The organism is Actinomadura sp. DC4 (assembly GCF_030406325.1).
In the GTDB taxonomy this organism is placed as follows: Bacteria; Actinomycetota; Actinomycetes; order Streptosporangiales; family Streptosporangiaceae; genus Actinoallomurus.
Genome location: NZ_JAUEQY010000006.1, coordinates 120,905 through 136,784, shown reverse-complemented (window position 1 = coordinate 136,784; position 15,880 = coordinate 120,905). Strand labels below are relative to the sequence as shown.

General features: G+C 72.3%; 13 protein-coding genes. 2 read left to right on the top strand and 11 right to left on the bottom strand.

Going from position 1 to position 15,880, the window contains the following annotated elements:
- Positions 1-126: 126 nt before the first annotated feature.
- The 7 genes from QWU11_RS11995 to QWU11_RS11965 all read right to left on the bottom strand — a co-directional run bounded on the left by QWU11_RS11995 (position 127) and on the right by QWU11_RS11965 (position 9,255).
- Entirely contained in the window at positions 127-729 is a 603-nt protein-coding gene (locus tag QWU11_RS11995; RefSeq protein ID WP_290105251.1) for a histidine phosphatase family protein, read from the bottom strand.
- A gap of 9 nt (positions 730-738) precedes the next feature.
- Entirely contained in the window at positions 739-3,006 is a 2,268-nt protein-coding gene (locus QWU11_RS11990; RefSeq protein ID WP_290105250.1) for an FdhF/YdeP family oxidoreductase, read from the bottom strand.
- A gap of 101 nt (positions 3,007-3,107) precedes the next feature.
- A complete protein-coding gene (gene ald, locus QWU11_RS11985; RefSeq protein ID WP_290105249.1) occupies positions 3,108-4,223 on the bottom strand; it encodes an alanine dehydrogenase in 1,116 nt (371 codons plus the stop codon).
- Between the two features lie 100 nt (positions 4,224-4,323).
- Positions 4,324-5,793, bottom strand: coding sequence for a potassium/proton antiporter (locus tag QWU11_RS11980; protein ID WP_290105248.1), 1,470 nt, complete (start codon positions 5,791-5,793; stop codon positions 4,324-4,326).
- A gap of 80 nt (positions 5,794-5,873) precedes the next feature.
- Positions 5,874-6,515: an FMN-binding negative transcriptional regulator gene (locus QWU11_RS11975; protein WP_290105247.1), complete on the bottom strand. Its 642-nt coding sequence runs from the start codon at positions 6,513-6,515 to the stop codon at positions 5,874-5,876.
- A gap of 57 nt (positions 6,516-6,572) precedes the next feature.
- Complete coding sequence (gene pucD, locus QWU11_RS11970) at positions 6,573-8,876, bottom strand: xanthine dehydrogenase subunit D (RefSeq protein WP_290105246.1); 2,304 nt, start codon at positions 8,874-8,876, stop codon at positions 6,573-6,575.
- Positions 8,877-9,117: 241 nt separating this feature from the next.
- A complete protein-coding gene (locus QWU11_RS11965; RefSeq protein WP_290105245.1) occupies positions 9,118-9,255 on the bottom strand; it encodes a hypothetical protein in 138 nt (45 codons plus the stop codon).
- 44 nt (positions 9,256-9,299) lie between these two features.
- Between QWU11_RS11965 and QWU11_RS11960 the strand changes: the two genes are divergently transcribed.
- Together QWU11_RS11960 and QWU11_RS11955 are read left to right on the top strand one after the other, a co-directional pair.
- Entirely contained in the window at positions 9,300-10,598 is a 1,299-nt protein-coding gene (locus tag QWU11_RS11960) for a helix-turn-helix transcriptional regulator (protein WP_290105244.1), read from the top strand.
- Positions 10,599-10,761: 163 nt separating this feature from the next.
- Complete coding sequence (locus tag QWU11_RS11955) at positions 10,762-12,789, top strand: cytochrome c oxidase assembly protein (protein ID WP_354670837.1); 2,028 nt, start codon at positions 10,762-10,764, stop codon at positions 12,787-12,789.
- Between the two features lie 48 nt (positions 12,790-12,837).
- On the opposite strand, the gene QWU11_RS11950 is transcribed toward QWU11_RS11955, so the two are convergent.
- The 4 genes from QWU11_RS11950 to QWU11_RS11935 are packed head-to-tail and all read right to left on the bottom strand — an operon-like array spanning position 12,838 to position 15,749.
- Positions 12,838-13,551, bottom strand: coding sequence for a helical backbone metal receptor (locus QWU11_RS11950; protein ID WP_290105243.1), 714 nt, complete (start codon positions 13,549-13,551; stop codon positions 12,838-12,840).
- A 5-nt stretch (positions 13,552-13,556) separates the two neighbouring features.
- Positions 13,557-14,519: a 2-dehydropantoate 2-reductase gene (locus QWU11_RS11945; RefSeq protein WP_290105242.1), complete on the bottom strand. Its 963-nt coding sequence runs from the start codon at positions 14,517-14,519 to the stop codon at positions 13,557-13,559.
- Complete coding sequence (gene npdG / locus QWU11_RS11940) at positions 14,516-15,190, bottom strand: NADPH-dependent F420 reductase (RefSeq protein WP_290105241.1); 675 nt, start codon at positions 15,188-15,190, stop codon at positions 14,516-14,518. Before npdG ends, QWU11_RS11945 begins: the two co-directional genes overlap by 4 nt.
- 19 nt (positions 15,191-15,209) lie before the next feature.
- Positions 15,210-15,749: an NAD(P)H-binding protein gene (locus tag QWU11_RS11935; protein ID WP_290105240.1), complete on the bottom strand. Its 540-nt coding sequence runs from the start codon at positions 15,747-15,749 to the stop codon at positions 15,210-15,212.
- Positions 15,750-15,880 lie beyond the last annotated feature (131 nt).

The following is a 15,880-nucleotide window of genomic DNA, read 5'->3' as shown; positions in this document are numbered from 1 at the left end:
CCTCAGGCCACCACGGGCCCGGCGTGATGGGTCCAGGCGTGCCGTCCGGTCGTCACGTTGAGGCTGACACGAACCTGAATGCCGCCCGCCGACCCCGGCCCGTGGGGGCGTGGGAGGCGGAGCCCCTCACACCGGGGGGTTCCGGGGGGCTCGTCCCGCCGGGCCGGCACAGCTGAGGTTCCAGGTGTCGATGACGGGCTCGTCGTGTTCGGTGCCCAGGGTCGACAGCGTGCCGGTGCCCAGTTTGAACAGGCGGCCGTTCTCCGGCGGCAGGCCCAGCCAGCGGGCGGTCAGCACGCGCAGGACGTGGCCGTGGGCCACGAGGATCACGTCGCCCGCGTCCAGACTCGGGCGTACGCGGTCCAGTACGCCGTCCACGCGTGCCCCGACCCGCTCTGCCGACTCGCCGTCGACCACGCCGTCGCGCCAGAGGTACCAGCCGGGGCGATCCTCGCGGATCTCCGCGGTCGTGCGTCCCTCGTACGCGCCGTAGTCCCACTCCCAGAGGCGCTCGTCGGTCTCGAAGCCCGTCAGCCCGGCCAGCTCCGCGGTACGCCGGGCCCGCGAGGCCGGGCTGACCAGGACCAGCGCGGGCCGGCGGCCGGTGAGAGCGAGCGCACGGGCCTGTTCCTCGCCGCGTGGCGTCAGCGGCACGTCCGTACGGCCCGTGTGGCGGCCATCACGCGCCCATTCGGTCTCGCCGTGCCGCACCAGGATCAATTCCCCCATGAGGGCACACTACGGCAGGGGTTCCAGGCGTACGACGATGGACTTCGAGGTCGGGGTGTTGCTGATCTCGGCGGTGCTGTCGAGCGGGACGAGCACGTTGGTCTCGGGGAAGTAGGCCGCGGCGCAGCCCTTCGCGGTCGGGTAGCCGACGACGCGGAAGCCCGGCGCGCGGCGGTCGTCCTGGCCTGGCCACTCGCTCACGAGGTCGACCATCGAGCCGTCGGCGATGTCGAGTTCGGCCAGGTCATCGGGGTTGACGAACACCACGCGGCGGCCGTCCTTGATGCCGCGGTAGCGGTCGTCCAGCCCGTAGATCGTGGTGTTGTACTGGTCGTGGCTGCGCACGGTCTGCAGCAGCAGCCGCCCCTCGGGGACCCGCAGCACCTCCAGCGGGTTGACGGTCAGCCGCGCCTTGCCGGAGGCGGTGGGGAACGTCCGGCTGTCGCGCGGCGCGTGCGGCAGCGTGAACCCGCCGGGCTCCCGTATCCGCTCGTTGTAGCCGTCGAAGCCGGGGACGACGCGGGAGACGTGGTCGCGGATCACGTCGTAGTCGCGTTCCATCGCCGTCCAGCCGAGGTCGTCGCCGAGCGTCGCGCGGGCCAGCCGGCACACGATCGCGACCTCCGACAGCAGGTCCGGCGAGGCCGCCGCCAGCCGGCCGCGGGAGGCGTGCACCTCGCCCATGGAGTCCTCGACCGAGACGAACTGCGGCCCGCCCTCCTGGACGTCGCGGTCCGTACGGCCCAGCGTCGGCAGGATCAAGGCGCGCTCGCCCGTGACCGTGTGGGAGCGGTTGAGCTTGGTGGACACGTGCACGGTCAGCCGGCAGGAGCGCATCGCCTCCTCGGTCACCGCCGAGTCCGGTGAGGCGCGCACGAAGTTGCCGCCCATGCCGAAGAAGACCTTCACCAGCCCGAAGCGCATCGCGCGGATCGTCTCGACGGTGTCCAGGCCGGGCTCGCGCGGCGGCTCGAAGCCGAACTCCTTCTCCAGCGCGTCCAGGAACGCCGCGGCCGGCTTCTCGTAGATCCCCATGGTCCGGTCGCCCTGGACGTTGGAGTGCCCGCGTACGGGGCAGACGCCCGCGCCGGGGCGGCCGATGTTGCCGCGCAGCAGCAGGAAGTTGACGACCTCCCGGATGGTCGCCACGGAGTTGCGGTGCTGGGTCAGGCCCATCGCCCAGCAGACGATGATCCGCTCGGCGCCGAGGACGTCACCGAGCGCCGCGTCGAGCTCCTCCCCGGTGAGCCCGGTCGCCTCGGCCACGTCGTCGTGGTCGAGGTCGTGGAGGTGCCTCTCGAACTCCGCGTACCCGTCGGTGTGGTCGTGCAGGAACTCCCGGTCCACCGTGCCCGTCTCCAGCAGCGCCCAGTTGAGGGCCTGGAAGAACGCGAGGTCGCCGTTCAGCCGGATCTGGAGGTAGCGGTCGGCCAGGGCGGTGCCCCGGCCGGCGAGCCCGGAGGGCCGCTGCGGGTTCTTGAACCTCATCAGCCCGGCCTCGGGCAGCGGGTTGACCGCCACGATGCGCGCGCCCGCACGCTTGGCCGCTTCGAGCGCGGACAGCATCCGCGGATGGTTGGTGCCGGGGTTCTGCCCGACCACGAAGATCAGGTCGGCCTTGGCCAGGTCCTCCAGCCGCACGGAGCCCTTGCCGACGCCGAGCGTCTCGGTCAGCGCCGAGCCCGAGGACTCGTGGCACATGTTGGAGCAGTCCGGCAGATTGTTGGTGCCGAAGGCGCGGACGAACAGCTGGTACGCGAACGCGGCCTCGTTGCTCGTACGGCCGGAGGTGTAGAAGACGGCCTCGTCGGGGGAGGTCAGGCCGCGCAGCTCGCCGGCGACCAGCGCGAGCGCGTCCTCCCACGAGACCGGCTCGTAGTGGTCCGCGCCGGCGTCGAGGAGCATCGGCTCGGTCAGCCGGCCCTGCCGCCCCAGCCAGTGGTCGGTGCGTCCGGCCAGCTCGGAGACCGGGTGGGCGGCGAAGAACTCCCGCGTGACCCGCAGGGAGGTGGCCTCCTCGGCGACCGCCTTGGCGCCGTTCTCGCAGAACTCGGCGACGTGACGGCGATCGCCCTCGGGCCACGCGCAGCCGGGGCAGTCGAAACCGTTCTTCTGGTTGACCCGCAGGAGCGTCCGCACCGTACGCCCGGCGCCCATCTGCCCCAAGGACTTCGCGAGCGCGACGGCGACGCCCGTGACGCCGGCCGCGGAGGTCTTCGGCGGTGACACCTTCAGATGGGCCTCGTCGGAGTCATCGGACGGGGCGTCGCGGCTCATCGGCATCCTCGCTGGTCGGTGTGGGGGTGTCACCTTCCAGCCTTGATATCAGAGATCATCGATCAGTGCCTGGTGAGCCGCGCGTGAACCCCGGGTGAGGCTCAGACGAGAAGCTCGTCGAGCTCCACGTGGTCGAGCCCGTGCGCCTCGGCGACGGGGAAGCTCGTGAGCCGGCCCTCGTGCGTGCTGAGGCCGAGCGCCAGGGCGTGGTCGTCGGTGACGGCGGATCGCCAGCCCTTGCCGGCGAGCGCGATGGCGTACGGCAGCGTGACGTTGGTCAGCGCGTACGTCGAGGTGTTCGGCACCGAGCCCGGCATGTTCGCGACGCAGTAGAACACCGAGTCGTGGACCCTGTAGGTGGGTTCGTCGTGCGTGGTCGGGCGGGAGTCCTCGAAGCAGCCGCCCTGGTCGATGGCGATGTCGACGAGCACGGAGCCCGGCTTCATCCGCGCCACCAGGTCGTTCGAGACGAGCTTGGGCGCCTTGGCGCCGGGGATCAGCACCGCGCCGATGACGAGGTCGGCCTCCAGCACGGCCTGCTCGATGGCGTACGTGCTGGACATCAGGGTCTTCAGCCGGCCCTGGTAGATCGAGTCGATGTGGCGGAGCCGGTCGATGCTGACGTCCATGATCGAGACGTCGGCGCCCATGCCGACGGCGATCTGCGCGGCGTTGAGACCGGACACCCCGCCGCCGATGACGACGACCTTGGCCGGCGCCACTCCCGGCACGCCGCCGGGCAGCACGCCGCGCCCGCCGTTGGACCGCATCATGTTGTACGCGCCGACCTGCGGAGCGAGGCGCCCGGCCACCTCGGACATGGGGGCCAGCAGCGGCAGCGACCGGTTCGGCAGCTGCACGGTCTCGTACGCGATCGAGGTCACGCCGGAGTCGAGCAGCGCCTGGGTGCAGGCGCGCGAGGCGGCGAGGTGGAGGTAGGTGAAGAGCGTCTGGCCCTTGCGCATCCGCGTGTACTCGGGCTCGATCGGCTCCTTGACCTTCAGGATCAGCTCACCCGTGGCCCACACGTCGTCGGCGGTCTCAAGGATCTTGGCGCCGGCGCCGATGTAGTCCTCGTCAGGGATGGACGAGCCCGCGCCCGCCTGCCGCTCGACGAACACCTCGTGGCCGTGCCGCACCAGCTCGTGCGCACCGGCGGGCGTCATCGCGACCCGGTATTCGTTGTTCTTTATCTCGCGAGGTACGCCGATCTTCACAATGCCTCCATGTTTGTGCTCCTCTCTCAGGGTGAGGCGTGGAGGCCCAGGGCCGCGATGGTCAGTATGTATTGCTACCTCAAAGGATGCTGACACAGTGTCAGTCTTCGGGGGATTCGCCGGACTTGAACAGGTCCGCCAGCCGTGACGCGTCGTCGGCCAGGACGAGGACCTCGTCGCCCGCCCGCAGCTCGGTGCCGCCGCGCACCGTGACCAGCCGTCCCTCGCGGATGACGAAGCTGACCCAGGCGTCCTCGCCGCAGGGCAGGTCGTCCACCGTGGCGCCGTCGGCGGGGGAGCCGGCCACGACCTGGTAGCGGTGCAGGCCCTCCGGCTCCTCCTGGAACCGCACGCCCAGGCTCCACGGCTCGGGATCGACGGTGCGCAGCGGGACGCCCAGCCGATGGGCCAGCGTCGGCACCAAGCCGCCCTGCACGATCACCGAGAACGCCACGACCACGAAGATGATCTCGTACGCCCGGTGGGCGTCCTTCAGGCCATCCTGCAGGATGAAGGTCCCGAGCAGGATCGGCACCGCGCCCTTCAGCCCGGTCCAGAGCACGAAGACCCGCTCGCCGCGCCGCAGCCGTACCGGCCACAGCACGAGCCCGGCGAACACCGGCCGGATCACGAAGGCCAGCGCGACCGCCAGCACCAGCCCGATCCACCACGCTCCGCCCTTCGCCAGGTCGTGGAGGCTGATCGTCAGGCCGAGCAGGGTGAACGCCACGATCTCCCCGAGGCTGGCCAGCGCCGAGTGGAACCGCTCGATCTCCCGCTTGTACGGCGCGCGCTCGTCGCCGAGCACGATGCCGGCCGTGAAGACCGCGAGGAAGCCCGAACCGTGCGCGGCGGTCCCCAGCCCGTAGATCACCAGGGCGCCGAACAGGACCCGCAGGGCGTACAGGCCCGCGCTGGGCAGCGGGACCCGCCGCATGAACGCCAGCAGCGCCAGGCCGCCCGCGACGCCGACCGCCGCCCCGATGGCCATCTGCTGGAGGAACTCCAGCGTGACCTGCCCGACGGCGGAGAGACCCGCACCGCCCGCGCTCAGCAGAGCCACCATCAGCGCGATGCCGACCGGGTCATTGGCGCCCGACTCGCCCTCCAGCAGCGTGCCGGTGCGCCCGGTGATCTCGCGCCGGCCGAGCACGGAGAAGACCACGGCCGGGTCGGTGGGGGCGAGCGCGGTTCCGAGCAGCATCGCCATGCGCCACTCGAGGCCGAACGCGTAGTGCGCCAGGAGCGCCAGGGCCACGGCGGTGACGAGCGTGCCCGCCACGCCCACCCAGACCGTGGCGGCGGCCGCCTCCCGGAACCGGCGCCGCCCGATGTGCATGCCGCCGTCGAAGAGGATCACCACGAGCGCCACGGTGACGACCTTCTCCACCAGCGGGATCTGCAGGGCGCCCAGCCCGGGCCAGATGTCGGAGGCGGCCGCGGCGCCGACCAGGAAGATCGCGGGAGCCGGGACGCGCAGGCGCTCGCCGAACCGGTTGGAGAGCACGGCGAGTGTGCCGATCAGTGCGATCAGCAGGAGTGCGCGGCCGAAGGGCTCCACGTCGGTCACGGCACGGCCTCTTCCCTCATCTGAAGGGTCACGAAGGACAGTGCCGACCAGACTTCCCGGCTCACCGGTCCCAACAGTATCTACAGGCGGCGGAGCGCGTGGTCGCGGGCGGCGATGTCGGCCCTGCTGCCGCGCTCCTCCAGCCGGTCGGCGATCTCCCGTACGTGGGCGGCGTCCTTGTTGCCGCCGTACTTGAACTTGGCCCGTACCTCGGTCACGGTGAGCTCGATTCCGCGGATGCCGGGCAGCTGCCGCCGGTCCGGGTCCTCGTCCGGCGAGACCGGAAGCCGCCCGGAGCCCGGCTCGAAGTGGCCGAGCTGCCGGTCGAGGATCGCGGCCTTCTCCGCCGCGTCGTCGACCACGCGGACGTCGCAGACGAGCTGCACGGTCGCGTAGTACGACGTCGGCGTACCGCGATCTACCGGGGTGCCGGGGTTCGCGTTCCACTCCGCGCGGATGTAGGTGTAGTCGTCGATCACGGTCAGCAGCGCGCGCGGATGCTCCTTCAGGGGCTCCCAGACCGGGTTGGGCCGGGCCAGGTGCAGCCAGACCGTCCGCTCTCCGTCGAAGACGAAGTGGGTGGGCACGACGACGGGCACGTCGCGTCCGCTCCCGCCGGCGATGAGCTGGCCGAAGTCGCGTTCGGCGAGCCAGGTCCGCCACTCCGTGTCCTCGGCCGAATCCCAGGGGTGTACGAGCACTGCGGGCCTCCGATCGATCATGCCTCGATGCGGAGCAGAGTAGGCGAGTCCCCCGTCGTCCCGCGACGGGGAGACGCGTCAGGCCGGAACCCCGGCCCTGGCGAGGATGTCCTCCGGGCGCACGGGCACCCGCATCAGCTCGGCCCCGCAGGCGTCGCGGACCGCGGCCACGATCGCCGGGGTGGAGGACAGCGTGGGCGGCTCGCCCGCGCCGCGCAGCCCGTACGGGGCGAACGGGTCCGGGTTCTCCAGGATCTCCAGGTTCATCGGCGGCATGTCGAGGATCGTGGGGATGAGGTAGTCGGTGAACGACGGGTTGCGGATCAGCCCGTCCCGTACCTGGATCTCCTCCATCAGCGCCAGGCCGAGGCCCTGCGCGGTCCCGCCGTGGATCTGGCCCTCCAGCGCGATCGGGTTGAGGATCCGGCCGACGTCCTGCACGGCGGCCAGCTCGACCACCTTCACGAGCCCGAGTTCGACGTCCACGTCGACGACGGCCCGGTGCACGCAGAAGGCGAACTGCGTGTGCGAGTCGCCCTGGCCGGTCACCGGGTCCAGGGGGCTCGTCGGCCGGTGGTGGAACTCCCGCGTCTCCTCGACCGCCCGGTCGCCGAGCACCTCGGCGAGCGGGATCGAGACGCCGCCGGAGACGACGTGGCCGCCGACGAGGGCCCCGCCGGGCATCCCGGCGAGGCGGAGCACCCGCTCCCGTACGGCCTCGCACGCGGTGCGGACCGCGCCGCCGGTCATGTACGACTGCCGGGAGGCGCTGGAGGAGCCCGCCGAGCCCACCGTCGTGTCGGCCGGCGCGACCGTGACCAGCTCGACGCCGAGCTCGGTGCGGGCGATCTGCGCCTGCAGCGTGACCAGGCCCTGCCCGACCTCGGCGGCGGCGGTGTGCACCAGCGCGGTGACCTCGCCACCCGACACCTCCAGGCGTACCCGGGCGGTGGACAGGTCGTCGAAGCCCTCGGAGTAGCAGATGTTCTTGATGCCGATGCCGTACCCCACGCCGCGCCTGACGCCCTCGCCGTGCGTGGTGTTGGCCACGCCGCCGGGCAGGTTGCGCACGTCGCGGGTGTCGGCGGGGCCGGGCATCGGGAACGCCTCGGCGCGGCGCAGCATGTCGGTGAGGGGCGCGGGCATGTCGACGACCTGCCCGGTGGGCAGCAGCGACCCCTCCGACAGCGCGTTGCGCACGCGGATCTCGATCGGGTCCAGCCCGCACGCCTCGGCGAGCCGGTCCATCTGAGACTCGTAGGCGAAGCACGCCTGCACGGCGCCGAAACCGCGCATCGCGCCGCAGGGCGGGTTGTTGGTGTAGACGCCGTAGGCGTCGACCGCGACGTTCGGCACGTCGTACGGGCCGGCGCCGAGGGAGGCGGCGTTGCCGACCACCGCGGGCGTCGAGGAGCAGTACGCGCCGCCGTCCAGGATGATCTCGGCCTTGACGTAGACGAGGCGCCCGTCCCGGTCGGCACCGTGCTCGTAGCGGAGGGTGGCCGGGTGCCGGTGCACGTGACCGGAGAACGACTCCTCCCGGCCATAGACGATCTTGACCGGCCGGGCGGTGCGCAGCGCGAGCAGGCAGGCGTGGATCTGCATGGACAGGTCCTCACGGGCGCCGAACGCGCCGCCCACGCCGGACAGGGTCAGCCGCACCTTGTCCTGGGGGAGCCCCAGGACGGGGGCGATCTGCTCCTGGTCGACGTGCAGCCACTGGGTGGCGACGAACAGGTCGACGCCGCCGTCCTCGGCCGGCACGGCGAGGCCGGACTCGGGGCCGAGGAAGGCCTGGTCCTGCATGCCGACCTCGTAGTCGCCCGTGACGACCACGTCGGCGGTGAAGACCTCACCCGTACGGACCGGCTGGTGGCGTACGACGTTGCCGCGCTCTTGGACCTTCGGGCAGGCGGGGTCCAGGGCGGCGGCCCGCGCGTCGGTCACCGGCTCGCGTACGGCGTAGTCGACCGTGATGAGGTCGCAGGCCCGGCGTGCGGTCTCCGGGTGGTCGGCGGCGACGATGGCCACCGCCTCGCCCTGGTAGCGGACCCGGTCGATGGCGAGCACGGGCTGGTCCTTCAGGTCCAGGCCGTAGTGACGGGCGCCCGGGACGTCCTCATGGGTGAGGACGGCGAACACGCCGGGCAGTTTGACCGCCTCGGTGATGTCGATGCCGCGGATGTCGGCGCTGGGGTGCGGGCTGCGGAGCGTGGCGCCCCACAGCATGCCGTCCATCCACAGGTCCGACGAATAGGCGAACGCCCCCCGTACCTTGAGCACCCCGTCCGGGCGCGCGGCACTCTCACCGACGCCGCCCGTGAATGAGCGCCCGGTGACCGGCGCGCCCTCCCTGGCGCGCGGATCGTGCTGTTTCGTCACGACATCCACCTCCTCATCCCCTACCCGGTCTCCAGGGCAGTAGAGCAGGCGCCGCGGAGAAAGGAACAGGGACGATCTCACGAATCACCCGGCGCTCTTTGGTGAGATCTCCCGATATGGTCGGTTTGGTGGTTCCGCTACGGGGCCCGGCGTCCGGCCGCACAGGCGCGCGTCTCCGTCATCTTTCCGAAGGTGCTTCTGGAAGAAGCCGGAGAAAACTATCCTTTTGACGAGAAGGACGTCAGCAGCAGTGGAACACTTCGGGTGAGCGGGGGTGTCCGTCGCTGGTGACGGCGGCGATCGCGGGGGCGGTCCAGGCACCGATCGAAATACCGGTCACCACCACGAGCGTGCTCGCGACTCGCTTGAGTCCGTTCATGCGCGTACCTCTCCGTCTATAAATTCGAGTAAAAGCGGGTCAATGTGGACAGTCAAGGATCACTAGGTCATCGAATCCGGTCGACGCGGATTCGCCGAGGCCTCTCACAGGCGCAGTTGGCCCTCCCCGAGCTGTCCGATAGCTACGTTTCCCTCATCGAGAGCGGTAAGCGCATCCCCACGCCCGATGTCGTTCGCCTACTCGCCCGTAAACTCGGCTGTTCGGCCTCATATCTGTCAAGCGGCATCGACGAGGACGCCCAGGACCGGATGCGGGTGACCCTGGAGTACGCCGAGATCGCGCTGCAGAACGGCGAGGCCGCCGAGGCGCGCGACCGGCTCACCGAGCTGCTGGCCGACCCGGACCTGGCCTCCCTGCCGGAGTACGCGCGCCGGGCACGCTGGGGCCACGCGCTCGCGCTGGAGGCGACGGGCGAGCTGGAGGAGGCGCTGCACGAGTTCGCCGCGCTGACCGCCGTGCTCTCGCCCGACTACGACACCGAGGAGTGGATCCGGCTCAACATCGCCATGTCCCGCTGCCACCGGGAGAAGGGCGACGCCGCCCGCAGCGTGGCGGTGGCCGAGGGTGCCTTCGCCCGGGTGACCGCCAAGGCGGGCCCGTGGAGCGACGAGACCGTCAAGCTCGGCGCGACGCTGGTCGGGGCCTACCTCGAGCGCGGCGACCTCGTCAGCGGCGGCCAGCTCGCCGACCGCCTGATCGAGCACGCGGACGCGATGGGCAGCTCGGTCGCGCGCATGGCCGCCTACTGGGAGGCCGCGATCGTCGCGCGCTACCAGGCCGACTTCGAGAAGGCGGTGGCGTACGGGGAGCGCGCCCTGGCCCTGCTGGGCGAGGCCGCCGACCTGCGCAACCTCAGCCGCCTGCGCGGGGAGTACGGCACGCTGATGCTGCTGGCCCGCCCGGACGAGGCCGAACGCGCCCGCGACGAGCTGCAGCGCGCCACGCGTGAGATGACGGCGACGGCGGCCGGCGGCATCGACATCGCCCGCTGCCTGACCGAGCTCGCGCGGGCCGAGCTGGCGATGGGCCAGCCGCGCAAGGCCGCCGACCGCGCCGACGAGGCCCTGAAGATGCTCGGCCCCGAGCCGCGCCCGGCGACGGCCGGCGCCCTCATCGTGCTGGGGGAGGCCCGCATCCGGCTCGGCCGGGAGGAGGACGCCGCCGACGTGCTGGGCCAGGCGATGACGTGCCTGCAGCAGATGGAGCCGTCGCGCGAGGTAGCGGAGGGCTGGTTCAACCTGGCCGAGCTCCTGTCCGAGACCGGTGACGACGAGCACCGGGCGGAGGCCTATCGCCACGCCCTGAGCTGTGCCGGGCTGTGAGGCCCGTGCTCACGGGCCCGTCGCGCCCGCACGACTCCTCGCCCGGCCGGGTCCTGACAGGCCGTTGCCAGGTCGCTAATAAGGTGGGAGCGTCCGTGGTGCCCACCCATTCCTGAGAGATCGATCCTCGCCTCCATGACGAACATTCCTCGGCCGGTGTCCCGTGCGTAGGCAGGGCTTGTACATCGCGGCGGCGGCCGCGCTCGCGGGCATCGCCGCCATGGTCGTCGCCGGCCTCGCCGGCGGCGCGCTGCGCGAGCAGGTCATCCCCGGTCTCGGCGACGCCGGCACCCTGACCCGCTGGGGCCTGCCCGTCGCGCGCTTCACGATGGAGGCCGGCGGCACGCTGACCGTCGGCGTCCTCCTCGGCGCCGCGGTGCTGCTGCCGACCACGCGCGGGACGCTCGACCCCCAGGCCGTCCGCTACCTCCGGGGCGCCTCCTGGATCGCCGCCGTCTGGGCGGCCGGCGCCGGAGCCACGCTGATCTTCACCGTCTCCGACATCCTCGGCGTGCCGGCCGACCGGGTGGTGAGCGGCGGCGAGCTGTCGAGCTACGTCGGCCAGCTCCCGCAGGGCACCGCGCTGATGTTCGTCGTGCTGATCGCGGCGATGATCGCGTTGCTGGCCCGTACGGAGGCCACACCGGGCGCGGCGGCGGGGCTGCTCGTCGTCTCGATCATCGCCCTCCTGCCGCCCCCGCTCACCGGGCACTCCTCGGCCTCGCCCAACCACGAGCTGGCCATCAGCGCCCTCGCGATGCACATCACCGCGCTCGCCCCGTGGGTCGGCGGCCTGCTGCTGCTCGTCTGGCACGCCGCGCACGGCGGCGACCACCTCGGCGTGGCGGCGGCGCGGTTCAGCCGGATGGCGCTCTGGTGCTACATCGCGGTCGGGGGCAGCGGCGCCGCGAACGTCGTGTCCCGCCTGCCCGACCCGTCCCTGCTCTACACCACCGACTACGGCCGGCTGGTCCTGGTCAAGGTGGCCCTGTTCACGATCTTGGGGATCTTCGGCTACCTCCACCGCGGGCGCACGCTGCCGGCCCTCATGGCGCACAGCCCCAAGGGGTACGCCCGGCGGGCGGTGATCCGGCCGCCGTGGGCGTTCGTCCGGCTCGCCGGGGTCGAGGTCATCGTGATGACCGCCACCCTCGGCGTCGCCGTCGCGCTGGCCCGTACCGCGCCGCCCGCCTCGACCGTCGACGAGGACCCGGTCACCTCGGTGATCGGCTTCCCGATGCCGCCGCCGATCACGTTCGCCCGGCTGGCCACGATGTGGAGGCCCGACCTGTTCTTCGCGGTGCTGGTCGTCGTGCTCGGTGGCCTGTACGCCGCCGGGGTCACGCGCCTGCTCCGCCGGGGCGACGCCTGGCCGGTCGGCCGTACGATCGCCTGGGCCCTCGGCCTGGTCACGATCGTCGCCGTCACCATGACCGGCGTCGCGACCTACTCTCCGGTGCTGTTCAGCACGCACATGATCCAGCACATGGTGCTGTCGATGCTGAGCCCGATCCTGCTCGTGCTGGGCGCCCCGGTGACCCTCGCGCTGCGCGCCTTGAAACCGGCCGCGATCCGCGGCGACCGAGGGCCGCGCGAATGGCTGACGATCATTCTGCACAGCCGGGCCATGCGGATCATCGGGCACCCCGCCACGGCCACGGTGATCTTCATCGGCAGCACGTACCTCGTGTACTTCACGCCGCTGTTCGGTTACCTCATGCGCGCCCATGTCGGGCATCTGGTGATGCTCGTGCACTTCCTGGTGGCCGGGTCGCTGTTCTTCTGGGTGCTGATCGGCGTCGACCCGACCCCGCGCAAGCTCCCGTACCTCGCCAGGATGCTCCTGCTGTTCGTGACGATGCCGTTCCACGCGTTCTTCGGCCTGGCGCTGATGAACCTCGGCAGGCCGCTGGCGCTCGGGTGGTACACCGCCCTGCGCCGCCCGTGGGGCGCCTCGATCCTGTCGGACCAGCACACCGGCGGCTCGATCGCCTGGGCGTTCGGGGAGATCCCGACCTTCATCGTGCTGGTCGCGATGGTGTTCCAGTGGTTCGCCGAGGACCGCCGCCTGGCTCGCCGCCTGGAGCGCAACGCCGACCGCGCCGAGGCCGCCCAGGCCGACGACGAGCTGTCGGACTACAACGCCTACCTCGCCTCACTCGACAAGCGCTCCAAGGAGTCCCAGGACTAGCCTGATCTGTCCAGGCGAGGCGTCGATGGCGCACCGTCCGGCCCGGTCCTAGGCGAGGCTCCGCGTCAGGACCTGGCGTGCGTCGGTGAGTGACGGGCCGTACCACTCCAGGTGCCGTCCGCTCACCAGGACCGCCCGCAGGCCGGGAAAGGCCTCCGGGCCGTCGCCGGCCGTGAAGGCGTACGGCTCGTCCGGCAGGATCACCAGCTCCGGGCCGCGCCCCGCGATCTCGGCGGCGCTCACCTTCGGATAGCGCTCGGCGTCGCCGGCGTACAGGTTCGCGACGCCCAGCCGCGCGAGCACGTCCCCCGCGAAGGTGTCCTGGCCGAGCACCATCCACGGCCGCCGCCAGATCGGGATCACCGCCGTGCGCGTGGCCGGCGGCGGCTCGTCCAGCACGTCCGCCCAGGCCGCCCGCGCGCCGGCGAGCCACCGCGGAGACGAGAGGCCGCACGCGCCGAGCATGGCGGCCAGGCCGGACAGCGCCTCGGGCAGCGTGCGGATGACCGTCTCGTGGACCGGGACGCCGGCCGCGCGCAGGGCTCCCAGGTCCTCCGGGCGGTTCTCCTCGAAGTTGGCGACGACGAGGTCCGGCTCCAGGGCCAGGATCCGGTCGACGTCCGGGTTCTTGGTGCCCCGCACCCGTACGACGTCCAGCCCCGGCGGATGCGTGCACCAGTCGGTCGCGCCGACGAGCAGGCGGGGCGCGGTCGCCGCGATCGCCTCCGTCAGCGACGGCACGAGCGAGACGACCCGCCGCACGCCGCTCACCGCCGCGCGCGCCCGTCCAGCCGTCCGAGGAACTCCTCCGCCGTCATCAGGCCGGGCGGCAGGCCCTCGCGCGCCATCCGGTTCGCCACGGACCGCAGGAGCTCGTTGACGGGCGTCGGCACGCCGTACCGGCGGCCCAGCAGGACGATCTCACCGTTGAGATAGTCGGTCTCGATCGTGCCGGTGCCGCGCTGGAGACTCTGGAAGGACGAGCCGCCGCCGCGTTCGCGCCCCTGGACCGGCCGCGTCTGCGCCAGCACGGGCTCGACGTGCTCGGCCTCGATGCCGGCCGCGCGCAGGCACTCGACGCCCTCCTCGCGGGCCAGCCGGACGACCTCGCGGCTCTGCTCGCCGAGGCCGATGATGACCTGCGCGGCGTTGCTGAGGTTGTTGAGCAGTTTGCCGTACTTGTAGCGCATGATGTCCGGGCGCGCCTCGGCCTCGAACCGCGACTCGCGGAATGCCGCGGCGAGGGCGCGTGCGGTGTCGTCGTCCCCGCGCGGATACCTTCCCACGTCCAGGAGGCCGCCGACCGGCGCCATGGACGCCTCGACCACGCCGGGCTCGAGGAAGGTCGCGGGCAGCACGACGCAGACGCCGTACACCTCGGGGAACAGCCGCAGGGCCAGCCGTTCGTTCTCCACGCCGTTCTGCGCCGAGACCACGACGATCCCCGGTGGCGCGACGGCGGACAGCTCGGCCAGCGCGGGCGCGGTGTCCTGCGTCTTCATCGCGAGGATCACGATGTCGCCGTCGCCGAACTCCACCTCGGCGGGCCGGGCCGCGACCGGGATGGGCAGCGTGACGCTCTCGTCCGGGGTGTCGAGCCGCAGGCCGTGCTCGCGGATGGCGTCGTGGTGCGCGCCGCGCGCGATCAGCGTGACGTCGTGGCCGCCGCGGAACAGGTGCGCGCCGATCACGCCGCCGATGGCGCCGGCGCCGTAGACGACGAATCTCACAACCCGGTCACCCGTACGCCCGCGTGCGTCTTGTATCGCCGGTTGACGGAGATCAGGTTGGCGGTCAGCGCCTCGACCTGGTGGGCGTTGCGGAGCCGGCCGCCGTACACGCCGCGGATGCCGGCGATGCGGCTCGCGAGCGCCTGTACGGTGCCGGTGGCCTCGCGGTCGTCGCCGAGCACGAGCACGTCGAGGTCGACCTCGTCGGCCCCGGGGTCGAGCAGGACGACCGCGGACACGTGGTGGAACGCCGCGACGACGGTGCTGCCGGTGAGCACGGCGGCCGCCTGCTGGGCGGCGCTGCCCTCCTCGACCGGCAGCGGGTAGGCCCCCTGCTTGTCGAAGCCGAGCGGGTTGACGCAGTCGACGACGATCTTGCCGGCGAGCTCGTCGCGCAGCGATTCGAGCAGCGCCTTGTGGCCGTCCCACGGCACCGCCACGATCACCACGTCGGCCTCGCGGGCGGCGACGGGGTTCTCCTCGCCGCGGACGCCGGACCCGAGGCTCTGGGCCGCCTCCTGCGCGCGCCCGGCGCTGCGGGAGCCGATGATGACGTCGTGGCCGGCGAGCGCGAACCGGCGCGCCAGGCCCTTGCCCTGGTCCCCGGTGCCACCGAGGATCCCGATGGACAGGCCGCCGACGTCCGGTGCTTCAGGCAACGATGTGGTCATGGGCAAGATCCTGCCAGGGTCACCTCGGCCCGCGCGTGCCCGGGGTTCGGTTGAACACCGAGACGCGGGTGCGGTGGTGCCGTGGCGTCTCGATCTCGTCGACCACCGCCACCGCGAGGTCGGCGTACGACAGGTGGGCCGACGGGCGCGCGGTCTCGTCTCCGATCTCGTAGCGGCCGGTCCGCGGGCCGTCCGCCTCCAGCCGCGCGGGCGGGGTGAGCATGAGCCAGTCGGCCGCGGACTCCGATTCCCTGAGCCGGTCGAGGCCGGCGGCGTGCGCGACGGCGAACGGCCGGATCTCGGCCGGGAAGACCGACGGGTCGTCCATGACCGGGCGCCCGCCGGCGTCGCGCAGGTTCGCGAACAGGCCGATGAGCAGGAGCCGGGGCGCCCGCGCGCCGAGCAGGGCGTCGGCCGCCCTGACGAAGAACGCGGGGTCGAGGCCGGCGAAGCCCTGTTCGGGGCCGGTGAACGGGCTCACCGCGTGGACCGCGGCCTCGTGCCCGGCCACGAGGGCGGCGACGCCCGGCCCGTCGGTGACGTCGCCCCGCGCCACCACGACGCCGTCCGCCGGGGTGCCTCGCGGGATCGCGGACCACGGCCGTCACGCGATGCCCGCGCGCCCGCGCCTCCACCGTGACCGCCCGCCCGGCCCGTCCGCCCGCGCCGAAGATGACGATGCCGCTCATG

Excerpts from the sequence above, each read along its gene's own strand:
- QWU11_RS11995 (WP_290105251.1), bottom strand. The coding sequence starts at position 729 with ATGGGGGAATTGATCCTGGTGCGGCACGGCGAGACCGAATGGGCGCGT.
- QWU11_RS11990 (WP_290105250.1), bottom strand. The coding sequence starts at position 3,006 with ATGAGCCGCGACGCCCCGTCCGATGACTCCGACGAGGCCCATCTGAAG.
- QWU11_RS11975 (WP_290105247.1), bottom strand. The coding sequence starts at position 6,515 with ATGATCGATCGGAGGCCCGCAGTGCTCGTACACCCCTGGGATTCGGCC.
- QWU11_RS11965 (WP_290105245.1), bottom strand. The coding sequence starts at position 9,255 with ATGAACGGACTCAAGCGAGTCGCGAGCACGCTCGTGGTGGTGACCGGT.
- npdG (WP_290105241.1), bottom strand. The coding sequence starts at position 15,190 with ATGACCACATCGTTGCCTGAAGCACCGGACGTCGGCGGCCTGTCCATC.